Origin of the sequence: Micromonospora sp. NPDC051227 (assembly GCF_044455385.1) — a bacterium.
Classification (GTDB): domain Bacteria; phylum Actinomycetota; class Actinomycetes; order Mycobacteriales; family Micromonosporaceae; genus Micromonospora.
On the sequence record NZ_JBITET010000001.1, the window covers coordinates 159,108 to 175,376 of the forward strand.

The 16,269-nt window shown below is 75.3% G+C and carries 12 protein-coding genes; all 12 read right to left on the minus strand.

Going from position 1 to position 16,269, the window contains the following annotated elements; genetic code table 11:
* Positions 1–2: 2 nt before the first annotated feature.
* The gene (gene cobA, locus ACIA47_RS00835) at positions 3–1,643 is read right to left on the minus strand and encodes a uroporphyrinogen-III C-methyltransferase (protein WP_396704289.1); all 1,641 of its coding nucleotides are present in this window, start codon (positions 1,641–1,643) and stop codon (positions 3–5) included.
* Positions 1,640–2,236, minus strand: coding sequence for a precorrin-8X methylmutase (locus ACIA47_RS00840; protein WP_396704291.1), 597 nt, complete (start codon positions 2,234–2,236; stop codon positions 1,640–1,642). The genes cobA and ACIA47_RS00840 overlap by 4 nt, the downstream gene beginning before the upstream one ends.
* Entirely contained in the window at positions 2,233–2,457 is a 225-nt protein-coding gene (locus tag ACIA47_RS00845) for a DUF362 domain-containing protein (RefSeq protein WP_396704293.1), read from the minus strand. Before ACIA47_RS00845 ends, ACIA47_RS00840 begins: the two co-directional genes overlap by 4 nt.
* Positions 2,445–4,172: a precorrin-3B C(17)-methyltransferase gene (gene cobJ, locus ACIA47_RS00850; protein ID WP_396704295.1), complete on the minus strand. Its 1,728-nt coding sequence runs from the start codon at positions 4,170–4,172 to the stop codon at positions 2,445–2,447. Before cobJ ends, ACIA47_RS00845 begins: the two co-directional genes overlap by 13 nt.
* Complete coding sequence (gene cbiE / locus ACIA47_RS00855) at positions 4,169–5,461, minus strand: precorrin-6y C5,15-methyltransferase (decarboxylating) subunit CbiE (protein WP_396704297.1); 1,293 nt, start codon at positions 5,459–5,461, stop codon at positions 4,169–4,171. The genes cobJ and cbiE overlap by 4 nt, the downstream gene beginning before the upstream one ends.
* Positions 5,458–6,609: a cobalt-precorrin-5B (C(1))-methyltransferase gene (locus tag ACIA47_RS00860; protein WP_396704299.1), complete on the minus strand. Its 1,152-nt coding sequence runs from the start codon at positions 6,607–6,609 to the stop codon at positions 5,458–5,460. The genes cbiE and ACIA47_RS00860 overlap by 4 nt, the downstream gene beginning before the upstream one ends.
* A complete protein-coding gene (gene cobM, locus ACIA47_RS00865) occupies positions 6,606–7,451 on the minus strand; it encodes a precorrin-4 C(11)-methyltransferase (RefSeq protein ID WP_396704301.1) in 846 nt (281 codons plus the stop codon). The genes ACIA47_RS00860 and cobM overlap by 4 nt, the downstream gene beginning before the upstream one ends.
* Positions 7,448–8,227: a precorrin-2 C(20)-methyltransferase gene (cobI, locus tag ACIA47_RS00870; protein ID WP_396704303.1), complete on the minus strand. Its 780-nt coding sequence runs from the start codon at positions 8,225–8,227 to the stop codon at positions 7,448–7,450. Before cobI ends, cobM begins: the two co-directional genes overlap by 4 nt.
* A complete protein-coding gene (locus ACIA47_RS00875; RefSeq protein ID WP_396704305.1) occupies positions 8,224–9,579 on the minus strand; it encodes a cobyrinate a,c-diamide synthase in 1,356 nt (451 codons plus the stop codon). The genes cobI and ACIA47_RS00875 overlap by 4 nt, the downstream gene beginning before the upstream one ends.
* Positions 9,573–10,184 (minus strand): cob(I)yrinic acid a,c-diamide adenosyltransferase, encoded by a 612-nt coding sequence (gene cobO / locus ACIA47_RS00880; RefSeq protein WP_357518557.1) that lies wholly within the window; start codon positions 10,182–10,184, stop codon positions 9,573–9,575. The genes ACIA47_RS00875 and cobO overlap by 7 nt, the downstream gene beginning before the upstream one ends.
* 87 nt (positions 10,185–10,271) lie before the next feature.
* On the minus strand, positions 10,272–12,575 hold the full coding sequence (locus tag ACIA47_RS00885) for a magnesium chelatase subunit D family protein (protein ID WP_396704307.1): 2,304 nt from the start codon (positions 12,573–12,575) through the stop codon (positions 10,272–10,274).
* Positions 12,572–16,240, minus strand: coding sequence for a cobaltochelatase subunit CobN (cobN, locus tag ACIA47_RS00890; protein ID WP_396704309.1), 3,669 nt, complete (start codon positions 16,238–16,240; stop codon positions 12,572–12,574). Before cobN ends, ACIA47_RS00885 begins: the two co-directional genes overlap by 4 nt.
* Between the last annotated feature and the right edge of the window lie 29 nt (positions 16,241–16,269).

Here is a 16,269-nt window from a genome sequence, read left to right on the forward strand (position 1 = left end):
CGTCAGACCGTCGGCCCGGTGGTCGTGAGTGCGACCACCGGACCGAGGACGAAGACGGCGGGTGGACGGATGTCCTCCCGGGCGGCGACCGCGCCGATTTCGTCCAGCCGGGCGGGCACCGACCGCTGGTCGGGCTGCCCGGCGTCCTGCACGGCGAGCACCGGAGTCTCCGGGGCGCGGCCGTGCTCGATCAGCACCGCCGCGATCTTGGCGATGGTGTCGACGGCCATCAGCAGCACAACGGTGCCTCGGGCGCGGGCCAGCGCCGCCCAGTCGACAAGCGAGTCGGGGTGCCCGGGCGGCAGGTGCCCGGAGACCACTGTCACATCGTGCGCCACGCCCCGGTGAGTCACCGGCACGCCGGCCAGCGCTGGCGCAGCGAGGGCGCTGCTCACGCCGGGGACCACCGTCACCGGCACACCGGCCGCCTCGCAGGCCTGCACCTCCTCGTGGCCGCGCCCGAAGACGTACGGGTCGCCGCCCTTGAGCCGAACCACCCGCTTGCCGGCGCGGGCGTGTGACACCAGGGCGTGATTGATCGCGTCCTGGGCCATCGACGGGCCACGGGGCACCTTCGCGGCGTCGATCACCAGCACGTCGGGGCGCAGCCCGGCGAGCAGCCCCTGCGGGGCGAGTCGGTCGACCACCACGACGTCCGCGGCGTCGAGCAGCGCCTTTCCGCGTACCGTGATCAGGTCGTCGGGCCCCGGCCCGCCGCCGACCACGGCGACCGAGCCGTGGTCGTGGTGTGCGTGCCCGTGGTGGTCGTGCCCGTGATGGTGATGGTGGTGGCCGACCGGGTCGTCGGGGTGGTCGTGCGGGCGTTGCGGTCGACCCACCTTGTCGGCGAAGCCGGGCATCAACACCCGGTACGCGCAGGTGTCGCAGTTCATCCGGATGTCCCCGCCCAGCGCCTCTGCGTACCGCTCCAGGACGAGGTCGGCGAGGGCGTCACAGTCGCCGATCACCTCGGCGACGCGGACGTCCAGGTCGGGGTGGGCGGCGGCGAACTCCGCCGACTGGGCGACGATCCGGTCGGGCAGCACCCCGGCGAACAGGAAGTACGGCGCCACCACGATCCGTCGCGCGCCGAGGCGGCGCAGGCGCTCCAGCACGGCCGGCACCGACGGCTGCGCCAGGGAGATGAACCCCGGCTCCACGCCCGCGTAGCCGCGCCCCTCCCAGAGCAGCCGGGCGACCTTGGCGACCTCGGCGTTGGCGTCCGGGTCGGTGGACCCCCGCCCGATCAACGCCACCCACGTGCCGGCCCGGTCGGCACCAGCCAGCGCCGCGTCGATGCGCTGTTCGAGGGCGTCGTGCAGCAGCGGGTGGGGGCCGAGTGGGCGACCGTAGCGGTAGGTCAGCCCGGGGTGACGCTGCTGCTCCCGCCCCATCGCGGCGGGGATGTCGCCCTTGCCGTGCCCGGCGGCGGTGAGCACCAGCGGCAACGCCACAAGCGCCCGGTGCCCGCGCGCCACGAGCGCACCGACCGCGTCGGTAAGCGGCGGACGGGACAGCTCGATGAAGCCGCCCTCGACGTCAGCGACGTCACCGCGACGACGGACCCGCTCCACGAGAGCGGCGAACTGGTCGACCCCGGCCGCGCTGCGCGTACCGTGCCCGACGATGACCAACCCGGTCATGACTTCTCCTCGACGTAGAGCAGGGCGTTGAGGGCGGCGGCGGCGACCGCCGAGCCACCCTTCTCCCCCACGTTGGACACGGCGGGCAGGCCGCTGGCCCGCAACGCCGCCTTCGACTCGGCGGCACCCACGAAGCCGACCGGCAGGCCGACGACAAGCGCCGGCGCGGCGTCCAGGGTGAGTAGTTCGACAAGCGCGGTAGGCGCGCAGCCGACCACCCAGACCGCTCCGGTCCCGACCCGCTCCAGGGCGATCCGGACGGCCGCCGCCGAGCGGGTGATCCCGGCCGAGCGGCCCAGGGCGGCGGCGGCCGGCTCGGCGACCGGGCAGACCAGTTCCAGGCCGGCCCGGGTGATGCCGGCGGCCACCATCGCCACGTCGGTGACCACTGGCGCACCGGCGCGCAGCGCCGCCAGCCCCGATTCCAGGGCGGCCTCGTCGCAGACGAGGTCGTCGACGTACGCGAGGTCGGCGCTGGCGTGCACCACCCGCTCGGTCACCGCGCGGCTCAGCGGCGGCAGGTGCGACAGGTCGACCCGCTCGCGCAGGATGCGGTAGGACTCGACCTCGATCGGATGCACCATCCGGCTCATCGGGCTCCTCCACGTTCGTCGGGTTCGGCGACGCGGATCGCGTCCGTGGCATCGGCGACGCGGATCGCGTCGACCGGGCAGATCTCCAGGCACTCCAGGCAGCCGGTGCACCGGTCGGCGCGGACCGCGAGGCCACCGGCGACCGGTCGGATCGCGTGCGTGGGGCAGGTGAGCAGGCAGGCGCCGCAGCCCTGGCAGGCGCCGATCGTCACGATCGCCATCGGTACCCCCGGGGCGTGACCATCCGGCCGGCGACCAGCCGGGTGTCGCTGCTACCGACGACCACGACGCTGTACATGTCGACGATGGCCGGGTCGAGCGTGGCCAGTGTGGCGAGGTGCACCCGTTCGCCGGGGCGGCTGGCGTTGCGCACCACGCCCACCGGGGTGTCCGGTGGCCGGTGCGCGGCGAGGATGCCGAGCGCCTTGCCGAGCTGCCAGTCGCGGGCCCGGCTGCGCGGGTTGTAGAAGAGCGTCACGAAGTCACCCTCGGCGGCGGCGGTCACCCGCCGCTCGATGACGTCCCAGGGGGTGTGCAGATCGGACAGGCTCAGGTAGGCGTGGTCGTGGCCGAGCGGCGCGCCGAGCAGCGCCCCGGCCGCGAGGGCGGCGGTGACGCCGGGCACGCCCACCACGTCGATGCGCTCGTCGGCGTACTCCAGGGCGGGGCTGGCCATCGCGTACACCCCGGCGTCGCCGGAGCCGATCAGCGCGACCGCCCGGCCGGCGGCGGCCTCGGCGACGGCGGCGCGCGCCCGCGCCTCCTCCGCGCCCAGCCCGCTGGAGAGCACCCGGGTGCCGGGGCGGAGCACGTCGCGGACCTGCTCCAGGTACTGGTCGAGGCCGACCACCACGGCGGCGCGACGTAGCTCGGCCACCGCGCGGGGGGTGCGCAGGTCGGCGGCGCCCGGCCCGAGGCCGACGACGGCCAGCCGGCCGCGTGGCGCGTGCCGGGCCACCGCCACGGTGGCCATCGCCGTCGCGGTCTTCCCCACCAGCAGCGCCGCGTCGTCGGCACGGCCGTCCGGGCCGAGCAGGGCCGCGGCCTCCGCCACGCTCGGCGTGCCGACCGCGGCGCGGACCACCTCGCTGGGGTGCGGCACGTCGACCGCCGCCAGCCGCGTCGCCGGCCAGGTCACCAGGGGTACGCCGAGCGCGTCGACGGTGCTGCGGATGCCCGCCTCGTCGGCCTTGATGTCGGCGGTGGCCAGGCAGCGCAGGCTCGCCGGGTCGAGGCCGGCCTCGGCCAGCACCCGGTGCAGCAGCTCCGCCACCTCGGCGGCGGGTACGCCCCGACTCGCGCCCACGCCGGCGACCAGCGACGGCGGCCGCAGCACGGCCGTCCGCTCGTCGGGCGACACCACCCGGTCGGTGACCAGCAGCCGGTACCCGTCGTCCGTCGGGTCCTCGTTGGCGGCGCGCACGTTCGGGGGCAGGGCGGGCAGCGGCCAGTCGGCGTCGGCGATCAGCCGGACCGGCTCGCCGTCCAGGATGGCCCGGGACACCGCGGCGACCGCGCCCTGGACGGGCCAGCCGAGGGTGTCCAGCCCCGGCAGGTCGACCGCGTCGGTGGCGGTGGTGATCACCGGTTGGGCGTCCAGCAGGGCGGCGACCTGCTCGGCGAGCGCGTTGCCCCCGCCGGCATGCCCACCGAGCAGCGCCACGGCGTGCCGGGCCGCCTCGTCGACGACCACCACCGCCGGGTCGGTGCGCTTGTCGTCGAGCAGCGGCGCGACGATCCGCACCACCGCCCCGGTGGCCAGGAACGCGATGACCGCGTCACACCCGACCCAGGCGGTCCGCAGCGCGTCGGCGACGGTCTCCGCCTCGACCAGCCGGGCGTGCGGCCAGGCGGCGGTCACTGTGTCGGCGTGCCGGCGGCCGGCGGCGGTGGCCGCCACCAGGCCGATCCGGGCGGGTGGGTTCTGGTCGGTCACTGGCGCTCCCCGGTGAGGACGACCACCGGGTTGGTGGCCGCGAGGCGGATCGACCCGCCGGGCAGGTCGGCGAGGCGGGCGGCGGAGAGCTGGCTGCCCTCGACCGTGTAGCCGGCGGCGCGCAGCAGACCCACGGCCGGCGCGACCCGGTCCAGTGCGGCCAGGGTGAGCACCACCCGCTCGGGTCGGCGGGCCACCACGGCGGTGAGGACGTCGACACCGCCACCGCCGACGAAGACCGCGTCGGGTTCGGGCAGGTCGGCCAGCGCCGCCGGGGCACGTCCGGGAACGAGCCGGACGTGCACGGCGTGCGCGGCGGCGTTGGCCTGGACGGTCGCGCCGGCCTCGGGGTCCTGTTCGACGGCGAGCACCGCCGCGCCGAGCAGCGCGCACTCGATGCCGACCGAGCCGCTGCCCGCCCCGATGTCCCAGATCAGCCGGCCCAGTCGGGGGCGCAGCCGGGCGACGACGAGGGCGCGCACCTCCGACTTCGTGATCATGGAGTCGCGGTGGGCGTACCGGCTCTCCGGCAGCGCCCAGCCACCGGCCGGCGCGGCGGCGGGCTGGTTGTCGGCGCGCATCCCGCCGGCCGCGCGCCTCCTGGGAACGGCGTCGGCGGGCGCGGCGTCGGCGGGCGCGGACCCGGCCGGTACGGGGTCGGCGAGGCTGAGCAGGACGTGCGGGTCGGCCCAGGTCTCGGCGGCGGCCTGCTCGGGGGTCACCGCGCGGATCCGTTCGGCGGCGGTGCCCAGGTGCTCGGCGACCAGCAGGCGCCGGGACCAGCCGATCAGGCCGGCGCCCAACTCGGCCGCACCGGCGCCGGGCGCGGTGAGCACCGCGACCAGTGGCAGCGCCCGGCACGCGTTCACTGCTGCTCGGGGGTCGCGCCCGTGCGCGGTGACCACTGCCGCGCCGTCCCAGGGCAGCCCGGCGCGGGCGAACGCGGCGGCCACACTGGACACCGCCGGCACCACCCGCAGCGGCAGCCCGGCCGCGCGCAGCCGCCGGACGATGCCGAACAGGCCGGGATCGCCGCTGGCCAGCACCACGGCCGGCACCCCGGCGTCGACGGCAGCGGCGAGGCGGCGCAGGGCTGGGGTGAGCGGCCCGAGGGTGACGGTGTCCGCGCCGGCCGGTACGGGCACCGCGGCCAGGTGCCGGGCGGCCCCGACCACCAGCCCGGCGGTGGCCAGCACCGGGGCGAGCGCGGGGTGCGGCGGCGCGCCCGCCGCGTCCAGGCCGACCACGGTCACGGCGGTCAGCGGGGCCACCGACGCCACCCGCGTCATCGGGGCCACCGGCCGGACGAGGCGACGACGTGCGCTCCGGCGAAGTCGACCATCGCCACGTCCACTGTGACCGTCGGCCCGGCGAAGCGCCGCAGCACCTGGCGGACCCGCTGGCAGAGCAGGTCGCCCGCCGGGGCGAGCAACCCGGCGGCCTCCCACAGCTCGTACGCGTGTCGCCCGGTGTTCGCCTCGGTCACGGCGGCGACCAGCGACGGGTCGCCTCCGGCCTCGGCGGTCACCGCGCCGAGCAGGGAGAGGTCCACTGTGGAGCGGGTGTAGTGGGTCATCAGGATGCCGGCCGCGAGTTTGGCGAGCTTGCCGGCCATGCCGACGAAGACCACCCCGGTCATCGCGTCACCCACGGCGGCGGTCACCGCGGCCCCGGTGAAGTCGCCGACCTCGACGAAGCAGACCTCGGGCAGGTCGGGCAGGAGCGCGCGGGCGGCCCGTTCGGTACGCCCGCCGGTGCAGAGCACCACTGTCGGCTCGCCCTGGGCGGCCATCACGTGCACGGCCTGCACGACGCTGGCGCGCCACGACGCGGTGGAGAAGGGACGGACGATCCCGGTGGTGCCGAGGATCGAGATGCCGCCGAGGATGCCGAGGCGACGGTTGGTGGTCTTGCGGGCCATGATCTCGCCCCGGGGCACGCTGATCACCACCCGGACCCCGACCTCGCTGAGGTCGACCACCTCGGCCACCGCCTCGCCGATCATCCGGCGGGGGGTGTCGTTGATCGCCGGCCCGCCGACCGCGAGCCCGAGGCCGGGTTTGGTGACGGTGCCGACGCCGGCACCACCGGCCAGCCGCAGACCGGGCACATCGGTCCAGTTCACGGTGGCGGTCAACTCGGCGCCGTGGGTGACGTCCGGGTCGTCCCCGGCGTCCTTGATTACCACCGCCTCGGCGCGGACCGGTGGGGTGCCGGTCACCTCGCAGCGCTCCACCGGGAAGCGCACCCGCCGTCCGGCGGGCAGCCCGATCTCCACCTCCTGCTGAGTGGTGCCAGTGACCAGCGCGGTGACCGCGGCCTTCGCCGCCGCCGTCGCGCACGCGCCGGTGGTCCAGCCGGTGCGCAGCGCGGTGGGCCGGACCTTCGCGGTACGCGGCAGGTCCGGCTCGCGCAGCGGCGGCTCGGCGTACGTCATGGTGTGTGCCCCGGTGTGGCTGTCCCCCCGGTGCGGGCGCTGGCCTGACGACGCAGCTCGGCGCGGGCGGCCGGCTCGGCCCGACGGAAGGTGTGGAAGTGCCCGGGGTGGTAGAGGTGAGAGCGGGTGCCCTCGGCGGCGAGGGCCGGACCGACCAGGAAGAGTGTGTGCTTCCACAGCTTGTGCTGCTTGACCGTCGCCTCCAGAGTGCCGACCGTGCAGCGCACCACCAGTTCGTCGGGCCAGGTCGCCTGGTACGCCACCACGGCCGGGGTGTCCTCCGGGTAGCCGCCGGCCAGCAGCTCGACCTGCACCTGCCCGGAGCGGGCGGCGGAGAGGAACAGCGCCATGGTGGTGCCGTGCCGGGCGAAGTCACGGACCCGCTCGCCGGGCGGCATCGGGGTCTTGCCGCCTTCGAGACGGGTGAGGATGACCGACTGGGCCACCTCGGGCACTGTCAGCTCGCGGCCGACGATCGCCGCGACGGCGGTGAACGAGGACACGCCGGGCACGATCTCGACGGACAGGTCGAGCGCCCGGCACACGTCCAGTTGCTCCTGCACCGCGCCCCACAGCGCCGGGTCTCCGGAGTGGATCCGGGCCACGCTCAGCCCCTGCTCGGCGGCGCGCTGGTAGAGCGGCAGCACCCCCTCGATGGGCAGCTGCGACGAGTCGACGATCTCCGCGCCGGGGCGGGCGTGATCGAGCACGTCGGCGTGCACCAGGCTGGCCGCCCAGATCACGATGTCCGCCTCGGCGATGACCCGGGCGGCCCGCACTGTCAGCAGATCCGCCGCCCCCGGGCCGGCTCCGACGAACCACACCTTGCCGTCGCTGGTCACAGCTTTCCTCCTCGGTGCTCGCGGCGGGCCGGAACCAGCAGCGTCGACAGGTACGGCAGGTCGTGCTCGGTGTCGTCGACCGGCCCGACGCGTTCACCGGGGAGCCCCAGACTGCGTCCGAGTACGGCATCGGCGAGGCGGCCCTGCCGACGCAGCTCGGCGAGCAGTTCCGGGTGCCGCCGCCAGCCCTTGTAGGCGACCACGGTGCCCGGCCCGGCGAGGGCGTCGGCGAAGAGCGCCAGGCCCGCGGTGGCCGGCAGCAGGGTGAGCGGTTCGCGTCCCTCGCAGAGCGGGGTGCCGCTGCGCGCCGCCAGCTCCTGCATGGCGGTGACGCCGGGCACTGTCGCCACCCGCACCGCCGGGCGCAGCGCGCGGACGCTCTGCGCCAGGTAACCGAAGGTGGAGTAGACGTTGGGGTCGCCGATGGTGGCGAACGCGAGGGACCGTGCGCCCGCGTCGATCGCCTCGACCACCACCCGGGCCGCGTCGTCCCAGGCCGCCGCCCGGCGGGCGGTGACCCCACCCCGGTCGTCCAGCGCGAACGGCAGCCGGCGCAGCCGCTCCGCCGCGACATGCTCCCGTACTGTCGCCTCGGCCCGCCCGGGGTCCGCACCGGCCAGCGTCGGGCCGGCGGTGTCGGTGGGCGCGGCCCGGTCCGCCATCACGGGTACGAAGACCAGGTCGGCCTCGCGCAGCAGCCGCACCGCCTTGACGGTGAGCAGTTCCGGGTCGCCCGGGCCGACGCCGACCCCGGTGAGCGTGGCGTCGGCGCTCATCGGCACGCCTCGACCAGTCGACGGGCCGCGTCCGGTTGACCGGCCCAGTGGGTGTGCAGGTAGGACGCGTGTACCCGGCCGGCGACGAAGCCGTGCTCGGTGTCGTTCCAGCGCCACGCCGGCGCGTCGCCGTGCCCGGGGTCGGTGGTGGTGCGGTGGAACTCGTGGCCGCGTACCGGCTCACCGGCGCGCGCCACCGGGGAGTCGGTGACGGCGAGGGCCTCCCGGTAGCCGAGGGTGAGCCGGTCGGTCATCCGGGCGGTCAGGTCCAACCGGCCGCACATCGGTACGCCGTCCAGGGACCGCCCGAGGTAGAGCAGTCCGGCGCACTCGGCCACGATCGGCCCGTCGAAGTCGGCCAGTTCGGCGCGGAGCGCGGTGTTGTCGGCCAGCGTCTGGGCGTACGCCTCGGGGAAGCCACCGCCGATCACCACCGCCCGGGTGCCGCTGGGCAGCGCCGGGTCGCGTAGCGGGTCGACGGTGACGACGTCGGCGCCGGCCGCGGTGAGCAGTTCGGCGGTCTCCGCGTACGAGAAGGTGAAGGCCGGACCACCGGCGAGGGCGACCCGTGGTCGCTCGACGCCGGCCGGCCCACCGACGGCGGCGACCGGGTCCCACGCCGGGGTGGTCAGCGGCGGGGCGCTCCGGGCCAGGTCGAGCACTGCGTCGAGGTCCACTGTGGCCTCGACCAGTTCGGCGAGCGCGGTGACGATCGCGACCGATTCGGGTGCCCGTTCGGCGACCGGCACCAGTCCGAGGTGCCGGGCCGGCGCGGCCACCTCGGCGGCGCGGGTGACCGCCCCGAGCACCGGTACGCCCACCTCGGCGAGGGCGTCGCGCAGCAGCGTCTCGTGCCGGGGTGAGCCGACCCGGTTGAGGATCACCCCGCCGATCCGTACCGCCCTGTCGAACGCGGCCATGCCGAGGGTGAGCGCGGCGGCCGACCGGCCCTGCGCCGTGGTGTCCAGCACCAGCAGCACGGGTGCCTCGATCAGCCGAGCGACGTGCGCGGTGGAGGCGTAGTCGCGGCGGCCCACCGCGCCGTCGTGCAGGCCCATGACGCCCTCGACCACGGCGATGTCGGCGGGCGTGGGGACGCTCGCGCCGTGACGCAGCAGGGGGGCGATCCGGTCGGCCCCGACCAGGAACGGGTCGAGGTTGCGCCCGGGCCGCCCGGCGGCGAGGGCGTGGTAGCCGGGGTCGATGTAGTCGGGGCCGACCTTGTGCGGGCTGACTGTCAGGCCCCGTCGGCGCAGCGCGGCAAGCAGCCCGGTGGCCACAGTCGTCTTGCCGTGGCCGCTGGCCGGGGCGGCGACCACCACCCGGGGCAGCAACCGGTGCGCGCTCACCACTCGATGCCCTTCTGGCCCTTCTGGCCGGCGTCCATCGGGTGCTTGACCTTGGTCAGCTCGGCGACCAGGTCGGCGGCGGCGACCAGGCGCGGGTCGGCGTCCCGACCGGTGATCACGACGTGTTGGAAGCCGGGCCGGTCGGCCAGGGTGGCGACCACCTCGTCGACGTCCACCCAGCCCCACTTCATCGGGTAGGTGAACTCGTCCAGCACGTACAGCCCGTAGCGCTCGGCGGCCAGGTCACGCTGGATCTGCCGCCAGCCCTCCAGGGCGTCGGCGGCGTGGTCGGCGTCGCCGCCGCGCTGGATCCAGGACCAGCCCTCGCCCATCTTGTGCCAGGCCACCGGCGCGCCCTGGCCGGTGCGCTCGTGCACCTCGCCGAGCGCCCGGAAGGCGTTTTCCTCCCCGACCCGCCACTTGGCGCTCTTGACGAACTGGAACACCCCGACCGGCAGCCCGGCGGTCCAGGCCCGCAACGCCAGACCGAAGGCCGCCGTCGACTTCCCCTTCATCTGACCGGTGTGGACGATCAGCAGTGGCCGGTGCCGCCGCTGCCGGGTCGTCAACCCGTCAAGAGGCACCGAACTCGGTTGTCCCTGCGGCATCAGCCCGTCCCCCGTCCCGCGAGCACTCCCGCGCCCGCCTCTTCCGCGATCTTGCGATTTCTGTTGGTCATATGCGCACTTGATCCCTTATGCCACGACAGGAAGTGCAAGATCGCGGGGGTGGGTGAGGGTGGCCAGGGTGTGCAGGGGCGCGTTCAGCTGGGTTGCCAGACGGGGCGCCAGGTTCAGGCGGACCGGGCCGGATTCGCAGTCGACGACCACGCACGGTGCACCGGTGGCGGCCAGGACGGCGGCAGCCGCTGCCGCCCGGTCCAGCGGGCGGGTACCGGCGGTGGCCCGGCCGTCGGTGACGATGAGGACCAGCGGGCGGCGTTTCGGGTCGCGCAGGCGCTCCACCCGCAACAGATTTGCGGCGGCGAGCAGGCCCTCGGCCAGCGGCGTACGCCCGCCCGTGGGCAGCTCGGCCAGCCGGGTCGAGGCGGCCAGCACCGACGAGGTCGCCGGCAGCAGGGTCCGGGCGCCGGCACCCCGGAACGCGATCACCGCGACCTTGTCCCGCCGCTGGTACGCGTCGGTGAGCAGGGCGAGCACCGAGTCCTTCACTGTGGTCATCCGCTGCCGGGCGCCCATGGAGCCGCTCGCGTCCACCACGAACAGCACCAGGTTGCCCTCGCGCCCCTCACGAACCGCCTCGCGCAGGTCGTCCCGGCGCAGTCGCAGCGGACCGGTGAGCCGGCCCCGGGCCGCCTGGTGCGGCGCGGCGGCGCGGATCGTGGCCGGCAGGTGCAGCGCACCGACCCGACCCGCCGGCACCCGGGCGCCGGTGGTGCGGCCCCGCCCGGTGCGGGCCCGTGACCGTCGGCCCGGCACTCCGTCACCCAGACCGGGCGCGGTGAGCACCCGCGCCTTCAGCCCACCCCGGGGTACGGCCACCGGCTGGGACTCCCCGCCGCCGGTCGGGTCGTCGGCACCGGTCGCCGACTGCCGGCCAGTGCGCGGGCGCGAGTTCTGGCCGTCGCCGCCCCGGTCACCCGGCTGGCGCTGCGGCCAGCGGTCGTCGTCGCCCTGGTCGCCCGGCTGGCGCTGCGGCCAGCCGTTGGTGCCGTCCGGGCCGTCGATGCGTCCGTCCGGGCCAGCGCCGTCACGCGCCGCCGAGTGCCCGGCCGACCCGGATTCACAGTGGTCGACGCCGTCGCCACCGCCGTCGCCGCCCTGCGGACCGCCGCCACCTGGTCCGCCCCCGTTCGGGCCGCCGCCACCGGCCGGGCCACCGCCGTCCGGACCACTGTCGTCCGGGCCACCGCCGTCCGGGCCACTGTCGTCCGGGCCGGCGTCGTCCGGGTCGTCGGGGTGGGCGTCCTGGGCGCGCTGCAACGCCTCGTCGAGGCGCTTCTCGTCCAGCCCCGGGGTGTCGAACGGGTCGCGGCGGCGGCGGTGCGGCAGGGCCAGCCGGGCGGCCACCCGGACGTCGTCGATGGTCACCCGGTCCCGGCCAAGCCAGGCGGCGTGGGCGAGGGCGGCCCGGGCGGTGACGATGTCGGCCCGCATCCCGTCCACGTCGAACGCCGCACACACCTCGGCGATCTGCCGCAACGCGGCGTCCGGCAGTCGTACCCCGGGAAGTCGGCGGCGGGCGGCGGCCACCTGGCCGGCGATCTCCGCGTCGGCGTCGGCCCAGCGGGCGGCGAAGCCGACCGGGTCCGCGTCGGCGGCCAGCCGGCGGCGGACCACCTCGACCCGGATCTCCGGGTCCCGGCTGGCGCCCACCTCGACGGTGAGCCCGAACCGGTCGAGCAGCTGCGGGCGCAGCTCGCCCTCCTCCGGGTTCATCGTGCCGACCAATAGGAACCGGGCCGCGTGGCTGACCGAGACGCCCTCCCGCTCGACGTGGCTGCGGCCCATTGCCGCCGCGTCGAGCAACAGGTCGACGAGATGGTCGTGCAGCAGGTTGACCTCGTCGACGTAGAGCACACCCCGGTGCGCGGCGGCGAGCAGGCCCGGCTCGAAGGCGCGTACCCCCTCGCCGATCGCCTTCTCCAGGTCCAGTGCGCCGACCACCCGGTCCTCGGCGGCGCCCACCGGCAGCTCGACGAGGCGGGCCGGACGGGTCTCGGCGGCGGCGTCGGCCGGGTGCGGGCCGTCCGGGCAGGCCGGGTCGGGCTCGGCCGGGTCACAGCCGAACCGGCAGCCGGCCACCCGGCGCACCGGGGGCAGCAGCGCGGCGAGGGCCCGCACGGCGGTGGACTTGGCGGTCCCCTTCTCACCCCGGACCAGCACCCCGCCGATCGCCGGGGAGACCGCGTTGAGCAGCAACGCCAGCCGCATGTCGGCCATGCCGAGCACCGCACTGAACGGGTAAATGACGCTCACTGGGCCTTCTTTCGTTCGCGACTGCGGGGCTCGCAAAACCGGCTCACTCCTCGCGCTCACACCCGGTCCTCCAGGTCACCCTCGCTGGCCAGGTACGTGTCCCGCAGCCGGTCCAGGGTGGTCGGCTCCGGCTTGGCCCACAGCCCCCGGTCGGCGGCCTCCAACAGCCGCTCGGTGATGCCGCGCAGCGCCCACGGGTTGGACTGCTCCAGGAACTCCCGGGTGGTCTCGTCGAAGAGGTACGCGGCGGCCAGGTGCTCGTACATCCAGTCGTCGACCACTCCGGCGGTGGCGTCGTAGCCGAACAGGTAGTCCACTGTGGCCGCCAGCTCGAACGCGCCCTTGTAGCCGTGCCGGCGCATCGCTGCGATCCACTTCGGGTTGACCACCCGGGCCCGGAACACCCGCCGGGTCTCCTCGCCCAGCGTGCGGGTCCGCACGTCGTGCGGCATCGCCGAGTCACCCACGTACGCCTGCGGTGACGTGCCGGTGAGGTGACGGACCATCGCCACCATCCCGCCGTGGTACTGGAAGTAGTCGTCGGAGTCGACGATGTCGTGCTCGCGGGTGTCCTGGTTCTTCACCGCCACCGCGATCCTGGCGAACGAACGCTCCATGTCGGCGCGCGCCTCCCGCCCGTCCAGGTCCCGTCCGTACGCGTAGCCGCCCCACACCGCGTACACCTCGGCCAGGTCGGCGTCGCTGCGCCAGGTCCGGGCGTCGATCAGGGGCAGCAGACCGGCGCCGTACGCGCCGGGCTTGGAGCCGAAGATCCGGGCGGTGGCCCGCCGCTCGTCGCCGTGCTCGGCGAGGTCGGCGGCGACGTGCGCCCGCAGGTAGTTCTCCTCGTCCGGCTCGTCCAGGGCGGCGACCCGCCGGACGGCGTCGTCGAGCAGCGCCACCACGTGCGGAAACGCGTCGCGGAAGAACCCGGAGATGCGCACTGTGACGTCGACACGCGGGCGGCACAGCTCGGCGGTCGGCACCACCTCGACGCCGGTCACCCGCCGGGACCGGTCGTCCCAGACCGGCCGGCAGCCCAGCAGCGCGAGCACCTCGGCGATGTCGTCGCCCTGGGTCCGCATCGCGCTGGTGCCCCACACGGTCAACCCCACCGAGCGGGGGTACGCCCCGGTGTCGGCGAGGTGCCGGGCCAGCAGCGAGTCGGCGAGGGCCACCCCGACGTCCCAGGCGTTGCGGCTGGGGATGGCCTTCGGGTCGACGGAGTAGAAGTTACGGCCGGTGGGCAGCACGTTGACCAGGCCCCGGGTGGGTGAGCCGGACGGGCCGGGCGGCACGAACCTCCCGTCCAGCGCCCCGAGGGTGTTTGTCAGCTCGTCGGTGGTCCGGTCCAGTCGGGGCACCAGCTCGGTGGCGGCGAAGTGCAGCACCGCGGCGACGTCCGGGATCGACTGACCGGTCAGCTCCGTCACCACGGCGTCAACCGTGTCCACGGCCCAGTCCAGGGTCTCCATGCCCACGACCAGCCGCCGCGCGAGGGCCTCGATGAGGTCGATCGCGTCGGCGGCGGTGCCGGCCGGCCCGTCCACCACGTCGGTCAGCGCCGCAGGCAGCGCCAGTCGCTGTCCCGGCGACGCGAGCAGCTCCTGCTCGTCGAGGGAGTACGCGACGGCGAGGGCCTGTCGCAGGCCGGGCAGGGCCCGGGCGCCGCCCCAGATCTGCGGGGCGCGCAGCACCGCCAGGACCAGGTTGACCCGGGGCTCGCCGGTGGGCGCGTCGGCGAGGATGTGCAGCCCGTCGCGGATCTGCACGTCCTTGACCTCGCACAGGTACCCGTCGAGGTGCAGCACGAAGTCGTCGAAGTCGTCCGCTTCGGGCATGACCTCGGCGTGCAGGTCGTGGTGCAGCTCGGCGGCGCGCACCAGGTCCCAGATCTGGGCCCGTACGGTGGGCACCTTGGCCGGGTCGAGGGCCTGCACTGTCGCGTACTCGTCGAGCAGTTGCTCCAGTTTGGCCAGGTCCCCGTAGGTTTCGGCGCGGGCCATCGGCGGGACCAGATGGTCGACGACCACGGCGTGCGCCCGCCGCTTGGCCTGGGTGCCCTCGCCGGGGTCGTTGACGATGAACGGGTACACCAACGGCAGGTCGCCGAGGACCGCGTCGGGCGCGCAGTCGGCGGCCAGGCCGAGACCCTTGCCGGGCAGCCACTCCAGGGTGCCGTGCTTACCCAGGTGCACCACGGCGTCGGCGCCGAAGCCGCCGTCCGCGACCGGCGCTGTCAACCAGCGGTACGCGGCCAGGTAGTGGTGGCTGGGCGGCAGGTCCGGGTCGTGGTAGATGGCGATCGGGTTCTCCCCGAAGCCGCGGGGCGGCTGGATCAGCAGCACCACGTTGCCGAAGCGCAGCCCGGCGAGCACGATGTCGCCGCCCTCGGTGTACAGCTCGCCCGGCGGCTCACCCCAGTGCTCCCGCATCCGCTCGCGCAGCTCGGCCGGGACCTGGTCGAACCAGCGCCGGTACGTCGGCCCCGGTATCCGGGCCTCGGCGGCGGCCAACTGCTCCGGGGTGAGCCACTCCACGTCGTGACCGCCAGCGGCGATCAGCGCGTGGATCAGCGCGTCGCCGTCGTCGGGCGGTGGCGCGTCACCCAGGTCGTAGCCAGCCTCGGCCAGCGCGGCGAACAGCCGGACCGCCGAGGCCGGGGTGTCCAACCCGACGGCGTTGCCGACCCGGGAGTGCTTGGTGGGGTACGAGCTGAGCACGACGGCGATCCGCTTGTCGGCGTGCGGCACGTACCGCAGCCGGGCGTGGCGCATCGCGATCCCGGCGACCCGGGCGGCCCGCTCGGGGTCGGCGGCGTAGACCGAGAGCCCGTCGGCGTCGATCTGCTTGAACGAGAACGGCACTGTGACGATCCGGCCGTCGAACTCGGGGATGGCCACCTGCATGGCGGCGTCCAACGGGGACAGCCCGGCGTCGCTGCCGGCCCACTGCGCGCGGGTGCTGGTGAGGCAGAGCGCCTGGATGACCGGCACGTCCAGGGCGGCCAGGGCGCCGACGTCCCAGGCGTCCTCGTCGCCGCCACCGGAGGCGTCCGCGGCGACCGCACCGCCGGCCGCGAGCACCGTGACCAGCAGCGCGTCACAGCGGGCGAAGAGCCCGAGGGGGCCGGCACCCGCGGTCAGCCCGCGCAGCGAGCCGCAGAAGATCGGCAGCGGGTTGCCTCCGGCCTGGTGGACCGCGTCCGCGAGCACGTCGACGAAACCGGTGTTGCCGGCCAACGCGTGCGCCCGGTAGAAGACGATCCCCACTGTGGGCCGGTCCGGGTCGGCGGAGTGTTCGCCGTGCACGCCGTACGCCGGGGTGAGGGCGGGCGGGGCGAACCCCTCGCCGGTGAGCAGCACCGTGTCGGACAGGAACCGGGCCAACTGCCCGAGGTTGTCCGGCCCACCCTCCACCAGGTAGGCCAGCGACTGGGTGACGACCCCGGACGGCACTGTGGAGATGGCCATCAGCTCCGCGTCGGGCACCGCCTCACCGCCGAGCACGACCGTCGGCACGCCGGTGGCGAGCACCGCGGCGAGGCCGTCCGGCCACGCCTGCCGACCGCCGAGCAGGCGTACGACGACGAGGGCAACCCCGTCGAGCAGGGCGGGCACCTCCTCGACGGTGACCCGGGCGGGGTTGGCCAACCGGTAGTCGGCGCCGCTGGCGCGGGCGGCCAGCAGGTCGGTGTCGGCGGTGGACAGCAGCAGGATGCGCACGGCAGGCTCCGGAAAGTGACGCCCTGGGC

Bases quoted from the DNA above. Each gene is read 5' to 3' on its own strand.
- cobA (WP_396704289.1), bottom strand. From the start codon at position 1,643: ATGACCGGGTTGGTCATCGTCGGGCACGGTACGCGCAGCGCGGCCGGG.
- ACIA47_RS00840 (WP_396704291.1), bottom strand. From the start codon at position 2,236: ATGAGCCGGATGGTGCATCCGATCGAGGTCGAGTCCTACCGCATCCTG.
- ACIA47_RS00845 (WP_396704293.1), bottom strand. From the start codon at position 2,457: ATGGCGATCGTGACGATCGGCGCCTGCCAGGGCTGCGGCGCCTGCCTG.
- cbiE (WP_396704297.1), bottom strand. From the start codon at position 5,461: ATGACGCGGGTGGCGTCGGTGGCCCCGCTGACCGCCGTGACCGTGGTC.
- ACIA47_RS00860 (WP_396704299.1), bottom strand. From the start codon at position 6,609: ATGACGTACGCCGAGCCGCCGCTGCGCGAGCCGGACCTGCCGCGTACC.
- cobI (WP_396704303.1), bottom strand. From the start codon at position 8,227: ATGAGCGCCGACGCCACGCTCACCGGGGTCGGCGTCGGCCCGGGCGAC.
- cobO (WP_357518557.1), bottom strand. From the start codon at position 10,184: ATGCCGCAGGGACAACCGAGTTCGGTGCCTCTTGACGGGTTGACGACC.